The 15,413-nt window shown below is 41.3% G+C and carries 15 protein-coding genes, 1 tRNA gene, 1 other RNA gene and 1 other annotated feature; of the genes, 4 read left to right on the forward strand and 13 right to left on the reverse strand.

The genetic code is table 11. The annotated features are described in order from the left end of the window. Positions 1-215: 215 nt before the first annotated feature. The 7 genes from ABES02_RS27965 to tadA all read right to left on the reverse strand — a co-directional run bounded on the left by ABES02_RS27965 (position 216) and on the right by tadA (position 4,562). A complete protein-coding gene (locus ABES02_RS27965; RefSeq protein ID WP_430141086.1) occupies positions 216-479 on the reverse strand; it encodes a pro-sigmaK processing inhibitor BofA family protein in 264 nt (87 codons plus the stop codon). A gap of 119 nt (positions 480-598) precedes the next feature. Continuing rightward, positions 599-817: a YaaL family protein gene (locus ABES02_RS27970; RefSeq protein ID WP_430141087.1), complete on the reverse strand. Its 219-nt coding sequence runs from the start codon at positions 815-817 to the stop codon at positions 599-601. Positions 818-852: 35 nt separating this feature from the next. Beyond that, positions 853-1,449, reverse strand: a complete 597-nt coding sequence (recR, locus tag ABES02_RS27975) for a recombination mediator RecR (protein ID WP_430141088.1) — start codon at positions 1,447-1,449, stop codon at positions 853-855. 68 nt (positions 1,450-1,517) lie between these two features. After that, positions 1,518-1,841, reverse strand: coding sequence for a YbaB/EbfC family nucleoid-associated protein (locus ABES02_RS27980; protein ID WP_430141089.1), 324 nt, complete (start codon positions 1,839-1,841; stop codon positions 1,518-1,520). Positions 1,842-1,857: 16 nt separating this feature from the next. Continuing rightward, on the reverse strand, positions 1,858-3,558 hold the full coding sequence (dnaX, locus tag ABES02_RS27985) for a DNA polymerase III subunit gamma/tau (protein ID WP_430141090.1): 1,701 nt from the start codon (positions 3,556-3,558) through the stop codon (positions 1,858-1,860). A 127-nt stretch (positions 3,559-3,685) separates the two neighbouring features. Further along, an RNA gene (ffs, locus tag ABES02_RS27990) (signal recognition particle sRNA large type) lies at positions 3,686-3,952 on the reverse strand. Positions 3,953-4,022: 70 nt separating this feature from the next. Further along, entirely contained in the window at positions 4,023-4,562 is a 540-nt protein-coding gene (gene tadA, locus ABES02_RS27995; RefSeq protein ID WP_430141091.1) for a tRNA adenosine(34) deaminase TadA, read from the reverse strand. Positions 4,563-4,676: 114 nt separating this feature from the next. Here tadA and ABES02_RS28000 point away from each other — a divergent pair, with 114 nt between their 5' ends. The 3 genes from ABES02_RS28000 to ABES02_RS28010 all read left to right on the forward strand — a co-directional run bounded on the left by ABES02_RS28000 (position 4,677) and on the right by ABES02_RS28010 (position 7,544). Further along, on the forward strand, positions 4,677-5,966 hold the full coding sequence (locus tag ABES02_RS28000; protein ID WP_430141092.1) for a glycosyl hydrolase family 18 protein: 1,290 nt from the start codon (positions 4,677-4,679) through the stop codon (positions 5,964-5,966). Between the two features lie 215 nt (positions 5,967-6,181). Then, on the forward strand, positions 6,182-6,829 hold the full coding sequence (locus ABES02_RS28005; RefSeq protein WP_430141093.1) for a deoxynucleoside kinase: 648 nt from the start codon (positions 6,182-6,184) through the stop codon (positions 6,827-6,829). Positions 6,830-6,845: 16 nt separating this feature from the next. Further along, complete coding sequence (locus tag ABES02_RS28010) at positions 6,846-7,544, forward strand: deoxynucleoside kinase (RefSeq protein ID WP_430141094.1); 699 nt, start codon at positions 6,846-6,848, stop codon at positions 7,542-7,544. Between the two features lie 96 nt (positions 7,545-7,640). On the opposite strand, the gene ABES02_RS28015 is transcribed toward ABES02_RS28010, so the two are convergent. From ABES02_RS28015 to guaB, 6 genes are all read right to left on the reverse strand, one after another. Beyond that, positions 7,641-7,733, reverse strand: a tRNA-Ser gene (locus ABES02_RS28015). Positions 7,734-7,830: 97 nt separating this feature from the next. Next, positions 7,831-9,111, reverse strand: a complete 1,281-nt coding sequence (gene serS, locus ABES02_RS28020; RefSeq protein WP_430141095.1) for a serine--tRNA ligase — start codon at positions 9,109-9,111, stop codon at positions 7,831-7,833. Positions 9,112-9,162: 51 nt separating this feature from the next. Continuing rightward, positions 9,163-9,390 (reverse strand) — a binding site (T-box leader). Positions 9,391-9,447: 57 nt separating this feature from the next. Continuing rightward, the gene (pdxT, locus tag ABES02_RS28025; protein WP_430141096.1) at positions 9,448-10,038 is read right to left on the reverse strand and encodes a pyridoxal 5'-phosphate synthase glutaminase subunit PdxT; all 591 of its coding nucleotides are present in this window, start codon (positions 10,036-10,038) and stop codon (positions 9,448-9,450) included. Between the two features lie 3 nt (positions 10,039-10,041). After that, a complete protein-coding gene (pdxS, locus tag ABES02_RS28030) occupies positions 10,042-10,923 on the reverse strand; it encodes a pyridoxal 5'-phosphate synthase lyase subunit PdxS (protein ID WP_430141097.1) in 882 nt (293 codons plus the stop codon). A 180-nt stretch (positions 10,924-11,103) separates the two neighbouring features. Beyond that, on the reverse strand, positions 11,104-12,414 hold the full coding sequence (locus tag ABES02_RS28035; RefSeq protein WP_430141101.1) for a serine hydrolase: 1,311 nt from the start codon (positions 12,412-12,414) through the stop codon (positions 11,104-11,106). 206 nt (positions 12,415-12,620) lie between these two features. After that, on the reverse strand, positions 12,621-14,087 hold the full coding sequence (gene guaB / locus ABES02_RS28040) for an IMP dehydrogenase (protein ID WP_430141098.1): 1,467 nt from the start codon (positions 14,085-14,087) through the stop codon (positions 12,621-12,623). Between the two features lie 108 nt (positions 14,088-14,195). Between guaB and ABES02_RS28045 the strand changes: the two genes are divergently transcribed. Beyond that, the gene (locus ABES02_RS28045; protein ID WP_430141099.1) at positions 14,196-15,140 is read left to right on the forward strand and encodes a YaaC family protein; all 945 of its coding nucleotides are present in this window, start codon (positions 14,196-14,198) and stop codon (positions 15,138-15,140) included. Positions 15,141-15,413: the final 273 nt, after the last annotated feature.

The following is a 15,413-nucleotide window of genomic DNA, read 5'->3' on the forward strand; positions in this document are numbered from 1 at the left end:
TGTTTGTTTAGTTTTCAAAGATCAATTTCTCTATCGCTTGAAAGCGACTTTATTATCTTACCAAACGACTAACTAAAAGTCAATAACTTTTTTATTAGTTGTTTTCGTCTTGCTGACGACTTTTAATATACTACAGCATATCAAATGGTTGGTCAATACTTTTTTCTTATTTTTTTCAAAATAAAACCGCTGTTATTTTCAGCGGTTGACAATCGTTAGATAATCCAATGCTGTATGGCTACTAATGCTACTAAGCCTGGGATACCCAGAAACCCTGAAACTGCAGATGTCGCAAAGTTTATTGGCACATGAATGCCATAGTGATTACCGGCTACATTAAGGAAAAATAAAAACAATGCTCCAATCAGTAATTTTATGAAAGCTTGACCCACAAAACGAGCGGGCTTAAAAGGAGCGCCTGAGAATAATAATAAAACAACGAGTCCCCCTAAAACGGATATAACGACAATTGGTTCCAAAAAGCTATCCCCCTTCTTTGGTCTAGTATTAAAACTTATGTACAAGTTTCTATGAATAGACCTGAGAAAATGGAAAAGCCCAGACAACTTCATCAATTGTCTGGACTAAAAAACTTTGCTTATCTCATTAAGGTTACATTTCGCTGTTTCGCTTCTTTTAATAGGAAGATATATTTTGCCTCCGCTATCTTTGTTTGGCAAATCACTTCATCCGATGGGTCGAAACTTTTTTCTAACAGCAGTTTTTCTTGCTGCCAAAGTTCCTTAAATTTGTTCAACTGAAATAACAGCTTTTCATCATATTCTTTTCGTAGCCAGCCTTTGCGCCGAAAAAACATCTTCAATTCCTCCGGTCCTATTGTCATATCCAAGCTTACAATTCCCGCCTGCCCTCCAAGGCCTTAGAAAGTGTTACCTCGTCCGCATACTCAAGATCCCCGCCAACAGGGAGGCCGTGGGCAATTCTTGTTGTTTTAATACCTGACGGCTTTAACAACCGGGAGATATACATGGCTGTTGCTTCACCTTCGATATTTGGATTTGTTGCCAGGATAACCTCTTGCACAGTTTCATCCTGCAATCGTTTTAATAAATCAGGAATATTTATATCCTCTGGTCCTATCCCATCCATTGGTGAAATAGCTCCATGTAATACATGGTATAAGCCGTTAAATTCCTTCATTTTTTCCATGGCAATAACATCTTTAGGATCTTGTACTACACATATTATGCTCTTATCACGGCGCTGATCTTCACAAATATAACATGGGTCTTGATCGGTTATATGGCCGCAGACAGAACAATAGGTAAGATTCCGTTTCGCATTGACTAGTGCCTTTGCAAAATCGAGCACGGTGTCTTCTTTCATACTTAGAACATAAAAAGCCAAGCGTGCGGCTGTTTTTGGACCGATACCTGGCAGTTTCATAAAGCTGTCAATCAGCTTTGAAATCGGTTCAGGATAATGCATCTTAATGTTCCTCTCTTAAAAAAAGCCAAAGTGCACGTACACATGCGCACTTTGGCTATATATTTTTATTAAAACGGTAAGTTCATTCCTTTTGTAAATTGTCCCATTGTGTTGTTTGTCAGCTCTTCTGCCTTTTTAAGGGCATCATTGACAGCAGCAAGGACAAGGTCCTGCAGCATTTCGACATCATCTGGATCGACTGCCTCCGGTTTAATTTGAACATCAACAACTTCTTTATGTCCCGTAACAACGACTGTAACCATACCGCCGCCGGCAGTTCCCTCAATTTTCTCTTCGCCTAATTTTTCTTGTGCCTCAGCCATTTGCTTTTGCATTTTTTGCATTTGCTTCATCATATTTTGCATATTACCCATTCCGCCACCACGCATCATTTTCCATTACCTCCAATTAGTCAATTATTTCTACAAATTCTTCACCAAATAATTTTTTTGCCTCAGCAATATGTGGTTCTTCCTCTTGTCCCGGATCGTCGGTTTCCCCTTCTTCACTATGCTGGCCACTGCTCAGGAAGCTTTCCCTGATTGTCAGCCACTGCTCTTCAGGTACGCCCAAAATCAAAAGCCTCTTACCGGTGAATTTATTCAAGGCCGTGGTAATTGCCTCAAGGAAATCCCTTCTATCCATGGCCATTTGGCAAATCATTTCATGCTTAAATTTTATAATTAAAGCATCAGTCGAAGCTGCGACAGGCTCTGCTTCATTTAGTAAGGCCGCATGCGATTTCATTAAATTTGCCCGCATTTCGCCCCATTTACTCTTAATCTGATTTAAATCATTTTTTGTTGCCTGTTTTAAAACTTCATTAATTTTTCCAACAGGCGGTTGGAATCCTTTTCTTGAACTTCTCTGAGCAGGCTTTTGCGGTGCTGGTGCTGGTGCTGCTTCTTGCGGAGCAAGGGCTAGACCATTTGCCTTTAATTGCCCCAGTTCATTTTCGAGCTGTTCGATTCTTGCTATTAATTTGTCGACATTTGCTGCACTGCCAGACTGCGCAATTTGTGTTTCTTCTATTTGACACAACTTTACGATGGCCACTTCAAGGAAAATCCTTGGGTGGTTTGTCCAGCGCATTTCCTGCTGTGTTTTATTGAGTAGATCAATAAGTTGATAAATCTGCCCTGTTGGAGTTTCTTCTGCCATGATCCGGAAATCATCATCCAACATGACTCTTTCAAGAGATTCTTCAAGCTTCGGCGCTGTCTTATATAGTAGCATATCGCGATAAAATAAAATCATATCCTCGATGAATCGTGCTGGATCTTTCCCATGGAACAAAAGCTCTTCTAACGATTCTAGTCCGCTAGCAACGTCTTTCTCCCTGAATGCGGTTGCTAATTTATTCAAAAATCCTTGGGATACTGAACCTGTTACCGTAAGGGCATCTTCAATCGTTACTCGAGTCTCACTATAGGAAATAGCTTGATCCAATAAGCTTAAGGCGTCACGCATCCCACCTTCTGCTGCTCTTGCAATCATCTGTAGGGCACGCTCATCACAATCGACATTCGTTTCGTCAACAATTAACTTCATCCTATTGACGATGGACCCCGCTGTGATCCGCCTAAAGTCAAAGCGTTGACACCTTGAGATAATCGTTAATGGAATTTTATGAGGTTCTGTTGTCGCTAAAATAAAGATGACATGCCTCGGTGGCTCCTCTAACGTTTTCAAAAGGGCATTAAAAGCACTAATGGATAGCATATGCACTTCGTCGATAATATAGACTTTGTAGTTTACAGCCGTAGGAGCAAACTTCACCTTATCGAGAACATCGCGCATCTCTTCCACTCTGGAATTAGAAGCAGCATCAAATTCAAGCACATCGGAAATGGTTCCGTTTGTAATCCCGAGGCAGGCCGCACATTCATTACACGGTTCTGATACCGGTGCACGCTCACAATTGATTGCCTTTGCTAATATTTTAGCCGCACTTGTTTTACCTGTTCCTCTCGGGCCTGAAAAAAGATAGGCATGGGTGATCTTCTGTTGAAGCAGGGCATTTTGCAATGTCGTCGTAACATGTTCTTGTCCTACTACATCAATAAATTTCTGTGGACGCCAAACACGATATAAAGCCTGATAAGACATGCGACACCGCCCCCTTCAAAATTTTTCATCTTATCTATTATAACGTATTCAATTTCTTTTTTACAAAAAGAATCACAAAAAAACTCATCTCTATGTCTGAGATGAGTTTAATATGTAAGATAAACTGCCGTGCACCTTCCTTCGACTGGCGCCCATAAGCGTTACTTAAGCAGTTAGCTCGGCCCAGGCACCCCTGCGGCACATGAGAGCGTCCACTTAATGCTGCTTCCTTCCGGACCTGACATGGTTCATGGATTCCCATTGCGCAGGACCCAGGCGTCAACACCACTTACTTAAGGCAGACCCTACAGGTCGCGAGCCTCAGAGAAGGGATTCAGTCCCGCTAGAGCGGATTGCGGGTTACAGGGCACCGCTACCTCCCCACCTAGCACGGCAAAGTTGATACCAATATTTAGTGCGTCGTATCTGACGCTTTTTTAGTATACAAACATTCTCGGAAAAAATCAATCTTTATCGTTTGTAAGTTTTTGTAAGTTATTTTCAAGCATCTGTTTCTTTTGCAGCTTCTCCTCTTTTTTTCTGTCTCTAATTTTTCGAAAAAAATCGGAAAGCAACTGGCCGCATTCCACTTCCAATACACCCTTTGTAACCTCGCTACAGTGATTAAAGCGCTCATCCTGCAGGAGATTCATAAGGGTGCCCGCACAGCCGCCCTTAGGGTCTGCTGCACTATAAACAACCCTTTTTACTCTTGACAGCATGATCGCACCTGAACACATTGGACAAGGCTCTAATGTAACATATAATGTTGTGTCCTCCAGCCGCCACGTTCCTAATTCCCGGCACGCTTGGTCGATTGCAAGCAGTTCTGCATGCGCGATTGATCTTTGCTCGCTTTCCCGCAAATTATGGGCCCTCGCAATCACCTTATCACCTAATACAATCACAGCGCCAATCGGCACCTCATCTATCTCTTCCGCCTTTTTCGCTTCTTTTATTGCTTCCTTCATAAAATATTCATCGTTCGTTTCATCATTCAGCATACATGAATCGTCCTCTACTACAACACATCGTATTTATTTACCTTCATTATAACATTTATCCGTACTGTCTCTCATAGAATAGTTCTAGCGCATATATGTTGGGAGGGAATATGAATGCAAATTCATGTTGTCCAAAGAAACCAATCTTTAACCACAATCGCGAGAACCTACCATACAACGGTTCAAGATATAGTTGAAGCAAATGATCTTCCAAACCCAAACAAACTGGTTATTGGTCAATCGCTCGTCATTCCGATTATCGGTCATTTTCATTTTGTTCAACCCGGTGAATCTTTAACCACTATAGGGAGAAGATACGGCGTCTCTGCCCAGGAGCTTGCTACGGTCAACAGAATCCGAGTTAATCAGCCTCTCCCTGTTGGGTATCGTCTATATATTCCCCCAGGAAGAAAAAGAAATGCTGAATTTAACGCATACGTTGAACCGCGCGGCAATACGGTTGCTCCTGAACTCGAACAAAGCGCCCGCGAGGCGGCACCATATATCACTTATTTGGCTCCGTTCAGCTTTCAGGCCCGCCGTGATGGTACATTAAAAGAGCCGTTATTAAATAACTTCCCGGCAATTGCCAAGGCAAACCGCAACGTCTTAATGATGGTTATCAATAATCAGGAAAATGACCAATTCAGTGATGAATTAGGGCGCATTTTATTAAATGAAATCCCAATACAAGATAAATTTCTCAATAATATTGTCGCGACCGCTAAAAAATATGGCTTCCGCGATATTCATTTTGACTTTGAGTTCATAAGGCCTGTAGACCGTGATGCATACAACCGTTTTTTAAGAAAAGCAAAACAACGATTTAGCAGCGAAGGCTGGCTGATGTCAACGGCCCTTGCTCCAAAGACAAGTGCGACCCAACAAGGAAAATGGTATGAAGGTCACGATTACAAAGCACATGGACAAATATCGGACTTTGTCGTGATTATGACATATGAATGGGGCTATAGCGGTGGCCCGGCAATGGCCGTCTCACCAATTGATCAAGTAAAAAAGGTATTGGATTATGCCGTAACAGAAATGCCCTCCAATAAAATTCTGATGGGGCAAAATTTATATGGCTATGACTGGACACTGCCTTTTGTGCAAGGTTCTGTCGCTAAAGCTGTCAGCCCGCAGCAGGCTATTCAACTGGCTGCCCGGCATAATGTTGCGATTGAATATGATACGAAAGCACAGGCTCCTCATTTTAACTATACCGATGAAGGCGGCAAAAGACATGAGGTCTGGTTTGAAGATGCCCGCTCCATCCAAGCCAAGTTTGACCTCATCAAACAAATGAGTTTGAGGGGCATGAGCTACTGGAAGCTTGGTTTAGCTTTCCCGCAAAATTGGCTCCTAATTGTCGATAATTTCAATGTAGTGAAAAGAGGGACATAAAAAAATATACGACAAAAGCTGCCGACATTCGGCAGTTTTTTCATATATTTGACACGAAACATCCAACTTCTAAATATTCCATATCCCTTCCTGCGACAGATTATGATAAAATATTCTTTGTGTCTTAGATTCACCATGACAAAAGTAGTATAAATTATCCGGGTCAACCTGGTTAATCATAGAGAGTGCAGGCAGTTGGAGAAGGAGGACTTGCAATGGGGGATACACCCTTTATTACCGTTGAAGGGCCGATTGGTGTTGGCAAAACATCGCTCGCAAAGGCCATTTCAGAACACTTTCATTTTGCTTTATTAAAAGAGATTGTTGATGAAAATCCATTCCTTGGGAAATTTTATGAAAATATTGAGGAATGGAGTTTCCAAACGGAAATGTTTTTTCTCTGCAATCGCTTTAAGCAATTAGGGGATATCAATACCCATTACTTAAGCCAGAACAATTCAGTTGTAGCAGACTATCATATTTTTAAAAATTTGATTTTCGCTCAACGAACCTTAAATTCTGACGAGTACAAAAAATACTACAAGATATATCAAATTTTAACGGAAGATATGCCAAAACCAAATGTCATTATCTACTTAAATGCAAGTCTTGATACCATGCTCAGCCGAATTAAAATAAGAGGGCGCGAAGTAGAGAAAAATATCAGCCCCTTATATTTAGAGCAATTATCGATTGACTACGAAAATGCGATTACGAGTTTTGAAAGAGAGCATCCGGAAATCCCCGTTCTCCGCTTTAGCGGCGATGAGTTGGATTTTGTCAAAAATGAGGCAGATTTAAAGCATATCATTGAAAAACTATCATTATCGTTAAAAGAGAACAGCTGGTCGAACACATTATAGAAACAGGGGGATGTTAGTGAGTATCGTTATTGGTGGTATGATTGGACTAGGAAAGACTAGTGTGGCAGACACGCTGAATGCCCACTTTAAAAATAGAGGTATTGAGAGCAAGGTGTTTTACGAAACAGTGGATGATAATCCGATTCTTCCGCTTTACTATGAACTGACACCAGAAGAATTAGATGCAAAAAGGATTCCGTTCCTATTGCAGTTATTCTTTTTAAATAAACGCTTTAAAACGGTAAAAGAGTGTATTAATTGGCGCGAACCGCTTTACACCATTCAAGACCGTTCCATTTATGAAGATTGGTATTTTGCTTATGTCAATAAAAGATTAGGCAGAATCTCGGACTTGGAATTTAAGATTTATGAAGAACTAGTTGAGAATATGTTGGAAGAGTTAAATGAACTTCCAAAGAAGGCGCCGGATTTAATGGTTTACTTAAAAGGATCCTTTGATACCGTAATCGACCGGATTATGTCCCGCGGCCGGAGCTTCGAAATCAACCCTGAACTGAAGGAGTACTATTTCGAAGTTTGGAAGGATTACGATGAATGGGTTATGAATCAATATTCTGCAAGCGAAGTATTGATCATTGATATGGATAGCACCGATGTTGTAAAAAGCAAAGCCGATGCCGACCGCGTGTGTCGTGAGGTTGAGGAAAAGTTAAATGACATTTTAAATATCACAAAAACACCAATCGGCTACTAAGCCGATTGGTGTTTTTGTGAGCATAAAAAAAATCCGCTACATTTACATGTAACGAATTTTTATCTCCAGTTTTTATGCGCGATTGTAAGTAAATTGTGGCGGAGGAAGAGGGATTCGAACCCCCGCGCGGTTTAACCCGCCTGTCGGTTTTCAAGACCGATCCCTTCAGCCGGACTTGGGTATTCCTCCGTATCAACAAGAGATAATTTATCATATTATGACAGGCATGTCAACTTTTAAAAATAAAACTTCCGGGCGGATTTGAACCGCCCGGAATTCTATTATATTAAAGAGGTTTAATCACTTCACGATTACCCATGTATGGACGCAGTACGGTTGGAATTACGACACTGCCGTCTTCCTGCTGATAGTTTTCCAAAATGGCAGCGACCGTGCGGCCAATCGCGAGGCCTGACCCGTTAAGTGTGTGGACATGCTCTGGTTTTGCCTTAGGATCGCGGCGGAAACGAATATTAGCACGTCTCGCTTGGAATCCTTCAAAGTTACTGCAAGAAGAAATCTCGCGATAGGTTCCATAGCTTGGAATCCAAACCTCGATATCATACTTTTTCGCAGCGGTGAAGCCAAGGTCTCCCGTACACATGCTTAGAACACGGTATGGTAATTCTAAAAGCTGCAGTACTCTTTCTGCATCATTAGTAAGCTTTTCAAGCTCATTATAAGAATCCTCTGGCTTAACAAACTTAACAAGCTCTACTTTATTAAATTGATGCTGGCGAATTAACCCGCGTGTATCTCGCCCAGCTGAGCCTGCTTCAGAACGAAAACATGCGCTGTAAGCAGCAAAGCGGATTGGCAGCTCGTCGCCGCTTAAAATTTCGTCTCGGTGATAGTTGGTAACAGGGACTTCAGCAGTTGGAATGAGGAAATAATCTTCACTTTCAATTAAAAAAGCATCCTCTTCAAACTTCGGCAATTGCCCTGTGCCTGTCATGCTTGTGCGGTTTACCATGTATGGCGGCAAGATCTCCGTGTAACCATGCTCATCCACATGCAAATCAAGCATAAAGCTCATCAACGCACGCTCTAAACGCGCCCCAAGGCCTTTGTAAAAGACAAATCGGCTTCCTGTTACCTTTCCAGCCCGCTCAAAATCAAGAATGCCTAACTGGTCTGCAACGTCCCAATGCGGCTTTGCTTCAAACTCAAAGTCCCGAACGGTACCCCACTTTCTGATTTCAACATTATCGTCTTCTGTAGCGCCTACAGGCACACTTTCATGTGGTATATTCGGAATGCTTAGGAGCAACAAGTCTAATGTCTCTTCTACACCTCTTAGTTCCTCATCAAGTGTTTTAATGCGGTCACCGACCTCGCGCATTTCAAGAATCAGATGATCGGCATCCTGCTTCTCACGCTTTAATGCCGCTACCTGCTGTGAGACTTCATTCCGTCTGCTTTTTAATTTTTCAGCTTCAACAATCAGCTCGCGTCTTTTCAAATCAAGCTCTTCAAATCGGCCTAAATCGGTCAAATCCTCGCCGCGATGTTGCAGCTTTTCTTTTACCTCGGCAAAGTTGGCTCTTAATACTTTAATATCTAACATCCTTCTGCACCTCTTTTTTAAAAATAAAAAACAAAAAACTCCCGCCCCAAAAACAGGGACGAGAGTTACCCGCGTTACCACCCTGGTTGACAGCCGAAACTGTCCACCTCAAAAAAAACGTTAACGGTTTTCTACCGAAAGTACTTACTGGCTTTAAAAGAAAAGCGTTCCATACCTTGCTCGAGGAGGGATTCACAAGCTTCACTCACCGGTTTACACCAGCCACCGGCTCTCTTCAAGAATAAAATTCTTGTTACTAGTTCCTCTCATTGCTTTAAACTATATGAATTTTGTATAACTTAATTTACTACATATTTTATCCAAATGCAACCAGTTCTAAACTAATTCTTTTGCCTTAGCTTCCTTCACCATTTCAACGAAGTAAGCCGTAAGGTCATGATTGTCTGTCAGTTCGGGATGAAATGAACAGCCAAGGAATTGACCTTCCCGCGCGGCGACGATGCGGTCATTATGCTTGGACAAAATTTCAACATTTTCTCCCGCCTCGACGATGTGAGGCGCCCTGATAAATACCGCTGGGAAGCTCTCCGCAACATCTTTAATCGCGAGGTCAGCCTCGAAGCTGTCAACCTGACGGCCAAAAGAATTGCGTTCCACCTTAATGTCCATGACACCTACGTGCGGTTCACTGTAACCAACAATTTCTTTTGCTAAAAGAATCAGTCCGGCACATGTGCCAAACATTGGCTTGCCTGCACGGGCAAATTCCTTTAAAGCATCCATGAAATCATATTTATCAATGAGGCGGCGCATGGTTGTACTCTCTCCGCCAGGGAGGATAAGGCCATCAACTTCATTTAATTGCTCTTTGCGCTTGATGGCGACCGCTTCTACGCCACATGCTTCAATTGAGTTAATATGTTCGCGGACAGCTCCTTGTAAAGCGAGTACGCCAATCTTAATCATTGATTACCAGCCTCTTTCTTGCATACGTGCTTCAGGTGCTAATGATGAGATTTCAATACCTTTCATCGGAGTTCCAAGATCCTTAGAAAGTTCAGCAATCAATTTATAATCTTGATAGTGAGTGGTCGCTTCTACAATTGCTCTTGCAAATTTCGCTGGGTTTTCTGATTTGAAGATACCAGATCCAACGAATACACCGTCAGCGCCTAATTGCATCATTAGCGCTGCATCAGCAGGTGTTGCTACACCGCCGGCAGCAAAGTTAACCACTGGAAGGCGGCCAAGGCGCTTAATTTCAAGTAATAATTCAAATGGTGCACCTAAAAGCTTTGCTTCTGTCATAAGTTCATCATCGTTCATGCCAACCACTTTGCGAACCTGTGCATTTACCTTACGGATATGGCGAACAGCTTCAACAATGTTACCAGTTCCTGGCTCACCCTTTGTACGAAGCATGGATGCACCTTCACCAATACGGCGGGCAGCTTCACCTAAGTCACGGCAGCCGCAAACAAATGGAACAGTATAATCACTTTTTAGTAAATGATATTCTTCATCAGCTGGTGTTAATACTTCACTTTCGTCGATATAGTCAACACCCATTGCTTCAAGCAAACGTGCTTCCACAATATGACCGATACGTGCTTTAGCCATTACAGGGATTGAAACAGCATTCAGTACCTCTTCTACAATCCTTGGGTCTGCCATTCTTGCTACGCCGCCAGCCGCACGAATATCGGAAGGAACACGCTCTAGGGCCATGACAGCCACTGCTCCTGCTTCCTCCGCAATTTTAGCCTGCTCGGCATTTACAACGTCCATAATGACGCCGCCCTTTTGCATTTCTGCCATCCCACGTTTTACGCGATCTGTACCTGTGTTCATTTGTTAAAATCCCCCTTTTATTTTAATATTAAGAATTATTCCTGTACACTTAGGAAATTTTCCACGAAATAAGTCGGAATTTATTTTTTTCCATAAAATCATTAAAGCAACAAAAAAGGATTCCTGTCAAGACAAGAATCCTTTTTTAGAATAGCTTATTTTTCCAAATGAAAGTGACTATTAGAACCAGCCTTTAACAGTCGTAGAAATTCCGTGCCATACATCGCCAAAGAAATTGCCAATGCCTCTCATCATTAACACGAACCAGTTTGCTTTTTCAACATCTTGAGCCGCAATGACATCAACCTGGGCCTTCTTCTGACCTTCTTGCGTTAAGAAGCTGACCTTTTCGCCATTTTTCGGTTTAACCGTTAAATAGCCAACTTTTTCACCTTTTTTAATCGGTGCGGCCAATTCGCCATTTTTATTAATCTTGTTTCTATCTAATACCAATACTGGTTTATACTCTTTTTTCTCACCATTCAAAATCACCATGTTAATGGCTGATTTCGTATATATCTTCACTTGATCCTCTTTACCTTTAATGACAGGAACCGTTTTATGGCCCTTCACTTGATAATGCTTAGGAACTAATTGTTCTTTGGTATAGTTGCTAAACGCGTAATCCATCATTTTTCTTGTTTCATCAAAACGTGCTTTATAGCCGCCTTGCCCGCTAGCATCCTTTGCATTTTGCACAACCGTGATAAATCGCTTGCCGTCACGGCTGGCTGTTCCTGTGAAGCAGTAGCCGGCAAAATCAGTCGTTCCTGTTTTAAGCCCGTCCATTCCTTCATAGCCATATGTTAAAGATGGCAGCATCCAATTCCAGTTATCCATCTTAATTTGATCGGTTGTGCCTTCTCTAAAAGTTTTCTTAGGGGTACTAGCCGTTTTTAACACTTCCGGGAAATCATTAATTAAATGGAATGCTAATTTCGCAACCGCACGGGATGACATGACGTTTTCATCCTCTGCTCCCGTTCCTTCCGGCTGCAAGCCTTTGTAATCACGATTATTTAATCCAGTGGAATTAACGAATTTATAATCTTTTAATCCCAACTTTTTCGCTTTATCATTCATCATTTTAACGAAGTTTGTTTCAGAACCGCCAATTTTTTCAGCAATCGCAATCGTTGCCCCATTGGCAGAGTAAATCGCCATTGCCTCATACAATTCACGGATTGAATATTTATCATCAGCTCTTAATGGAACATTAGAAAGATCCGTTCTTTGCGATATTTTATAAACAAGATCACTTGGAGTGTATTCTTGATCCCACTTCACTTTTCCTTTTTTTACGGACTCTAGTAAAAGATACTCCGTCATCATTTTAGTCATACTAGCAATTCCAAGTACACTATCGGCATTCTTTTCATATAAAACTTTTCCTGTTACTGCATCTACTAAAATAGCACCGTCCGCATTTACATTTAAAGCCGCTTCTGCCTTAGCTGAACTCGCTCCGGCAAATAGGCTGAAAAACATCATGATTGCCAGCGCACCGGCAATACATTTCTGATAAACAAGTTTATTCACTATATAGCCCTCCAACGTTTTATTACACCTTGGTTATTTTAACATAACTGCCTAGTAAATCATAGACAGAGCAATGTCCCATCTTCCATCTATTTTTTGCTGAAGTCAGGACTTTTTTCATAAAAAAACAGAGAAGCATCCGCTCCTCTGTCTAGAAATTATGAATGTGAATAATTTGGTGCTTCTTTTGTGATTTGCACATCGTGAGGGTGACTTTCACGTAAACCGGCACCTGTCATTTTAATAAACTGGGCTTTCGTTCTTAAATCATTGAGGTCCTTCGTTCCACAATACCCCATCCCAGAACGGAGACCGCCAATAAGCTGGTAAATTGTCTCTGATAATGGCCCTTTATACGGAATACGTCCTTCAATTCCCTCTGGAACAAACTTTTTATTATCTTCTTGGAAATAACGATCCTTGGAGCCTTTTTCCATGGCTGCAACGGAACCCATTCCACGATAAACTTTAAACCGGCGTCCTTGGAAGATTTCTGTTTCCCCTGGGCTTTCGGATACCCCGGCTAAAAGACTTCCTAACATTACTGCATGACCGCCAGCCGCTAATGCTTTCACGATATCACCAGAATATTTAATTCCACCATCAGCAATGATTGCTTTCCCGTGCTTCATCGCCTCTGTTGCACAATCATATACGGCGGTTATTTGCGGGACACCTACACCTGCCACAACCCTGGTCGTACAAATCGAACCTGGTCCAATCCCCACCTTCACAACATCGGCCCCAGCTTCAATTAAATCCTTTGTAGCCTCCGCAGTCGCGACATTACCGGCAATAATCGTCAAATCAGGATAAGCGTCTCTAATTTGTTTGACCGTGTCGAGAACACCCTTTGAATGCCCGTGAGCTGTGTCCACGACCACAACGTCTACGCTAGCCTTAACAAGCATATCGACCCGTTTCATTGTATCGCTTGTAACGCCTACAGCTGCTCCAGCTAATAAGCGTCCTTGACGATCTTTAGCAGAGTTTGGAAATTCAATCACCTTTTCAATATCCTTAATGGTGATTAACCCTTTCAATACACCAGCATCATCTACAAGTGGGAGCTTTTCAATTTTATGCTTTTGAAGGATTTTTTCAGCTTCCTTCAGAGTTGTGCCAACTGGCGCGGTAACAAGATTTTCTTTTGTCATCACGTCAGAGATTTTATACGAGTAATCTTGAATAAAACGAAGATCACGATTCGTAATAATCCCAATCAGTTTTTGTTCGTCCATGTTATTTACAATCGGCACACCTGAAATGCGATATTTCCCCATTAAGTGTTCAGCATCATATACTTGATGTTCTGGAGTTAGGAAGAATGGATCGGTAATAACTCCACTCTCAGACCTCTTTACCTTTTCAACCTGTTCTGCCTGCTGCTCAATCGTCATGTTTTTATGGATAACTCCTAATCCACCTTGACGGGCTATCGAAATTGCCATTTCAGATTCAGTTACCGTATCCATTCCAGCACTGATTATTGGGATATTAAGCTTTACATTAGGCGATAATTCAACTTGTAAATTCACATCTCTTGGTAAAACTTCAGACTTACCAGGAACCAACAAAACATCATCAAACGTTAAACCCTCTTTTGCAAACTTAGTTTCCCACATTTTAACGGCCTCCAGGACAAAAATTTTTATTTGTAGGTTAACAATTGGACAAAATACTGTCAAGGAAGAAGTATTAATTTGATTTTTCTGAAAATAGGTGATTGTGAATTGGACATTCAATATAAGGATTGGAAAAGCTTCGCTAGTTTCTTTTCCGCCGAATACTGCCAAGCTTTTTTAAAGAATTGTTACATAAAGGGTGGTGTCGAAAACCCAGAACAAAAAAGCTATGAAAATGGGTATGCCTTTCTTTATTATCTTGAACATGGACAAATATATTATGAACAGGCAGAAAAATCCCCGCTTATTTTAAAACCTATTCTTCTATTTTATGGGCTCGTGCATTTAACCAAAGCATGCATCTTAACAATTGATCCCGCTTATCCTGAAACAACAGCTGTGTTAGCCCATGGGGTATCCACTCGAAAAAGAAAAAAACAAAATTACCTTTTTTTCCAAGATGAAGTAAAGATTCAAAAAAATGGATTATTCCCCTATATGTCAGAAAAAATGTTTCATGTGAAACAATTGGAAGGGGAAAAAGTCATCATGGAGGAATTACTACAGCTTATACCGGAGTTGGACGATTTATTCTTTTTAAATGGAGGAAAAAGGACATTCACAAAATTACAAAGACAAGGTGAACAACTTTATATTCCTGAGCTGGTGTTAGATCACTTTCATATGACAGATAGCCGCTTTAGGGAATTTTTCTCTTCTAAATTTGCAAAAAGTATTGAGTTTTCAGTAGAAGGCCTTAGCTTTACGAGTGAGGCCGATCTTCTTTCCGGAATTTCACCGGTGAAATATAATTTGGAGGATCAAGCCTATTCCATCCCTTTAAATAAGGGTAACCTTTTCAATTTTCCCGAGCTTCTGATCCATTATTTATTATTGTATAACCTGAGTATGATTGCTCGTTATGAGACGGAATGGTGGAGTGAATTGACGAAAATGATGCCGAATCGGGATTACCCGTTTATCGATTGCTTCCTGTCGATTACGATGAAAAAGGGACCGTTTTTGATTTATCAGTATTTGGTGGAGAAGTGATTCTGGGAAAAGGACACTAGGTGCTAAGCATCCGATAAAAATGGGTCTATGGGACATTTTGAGCGGTTTCACCTGGGGTTTTGTCCCATAGAGGTGGTATGGGACACTTTGGGTGATTTAACTTGGTGTTTTGTCCTATAGAAGCGCTATTGTGGACTCAGCCTTCATTTTTTCACTACTTGTGTCCTCTATATAATCCAGTTTTCTTTTTTGGATAAAAAATTTGCCCAAAACAAAAAGACAATCCTCGCGGATTGTCCTTTTAATGTGCCT

The organism is Neobacillus pocheonensis (genome assembly GCF_050477905.1).
Classification (GTDB): Bacteria; Bacillota; Bacilli; order Bacillales; family Cytobacillaceae; genus Neobacillus; species Neobacillus pocheonensis_A.

Excerpts from the sequence above, each read along its gene's own strand:
- ABES02_RS27970 (WP_430141087.1), bottom strand. The coding sequence starts at position 817 with ATGTTTTTTCGGCGCAAAGGCTGGCTACGAAAAGAATATGATGAAAAG.
- recR (WP_430141088.1), bottom strand. The coding sequence starts at position 1,449 with ATGCATTATCCTGAACCGATTTCAAAGCTGATTGACAGCTTTATGAAA.
- ABES02_RS27980 (WP_430141089.1), bottom strand. The coding sequence starts at position 1,841 with ATGATGCGTGGTGGCGGAATGGGTAATATGCAAAATATGATGAAGCAA.
- dnaX (WP_430141090.1), bottom strand. The coding sequence starts at position 3,558 with ATGTCTTATCAGGCTTTATATCGTGTTTGGCGTCCACAGAAATTTATT.
- tadA (WP_430141091.1), bottom strand. The coding sequence starts at position 4,562 with ATGCTGAATGATGAAACGAACGATGAATATTTTATGAAGGAAGCAATA.
- ABES02_RS28000 (WP_430141092.1), top strand. The coding sequence starts at position 4,677 with ATGCAAATTCATGTTGTCCAAAGAAACCAATCTTTAACCACAATCGCG.
- ABES02_RS28005 (WP_430141093.1), top strand. The coding sequence starts at position 6,182 with ATGGGGGATACACCCTTTATTACCGTTGAAGGGCCGATTGGTGTTGGC.
- serS (WP_430141095.1), bottom strand. The coding sequence starts at position 9,111 with ATGTTAGATATTAAAGTATTAAGAGCCAACTTTGCCGAGGTAAAAGAA.
- pdxT (WP_430141096.1), bottom strand. The coding sequence starts at position 10,038 with ATGATTAAGATTGGCGTACTCGCTTTACAAGGAGCTGTCCGCGAACAT.
- pdxS (WP_430141097.1), bottom strand. The coding sequence starts at position 10,923 with ATGAACACAGGTACAGATCGCGTAAAACGTGGGATGGCAGAAATGCAA.
- ABES02_RS28035 (WP_430141101.1), bottom strand. The coding sequence starts at position 12,414 with ATGATGTTTTTCAGCCTATTTGCCGGAGCGAGTTCAGCTAAGGCAGAA.
- guaB (WP_430141098.1), bottom strand. The coding sequence starts at position 14,087 with ATGTGGGAAACTAAGTTTGCAAAAGAGGGTTTAACGTTTGATGATGTT.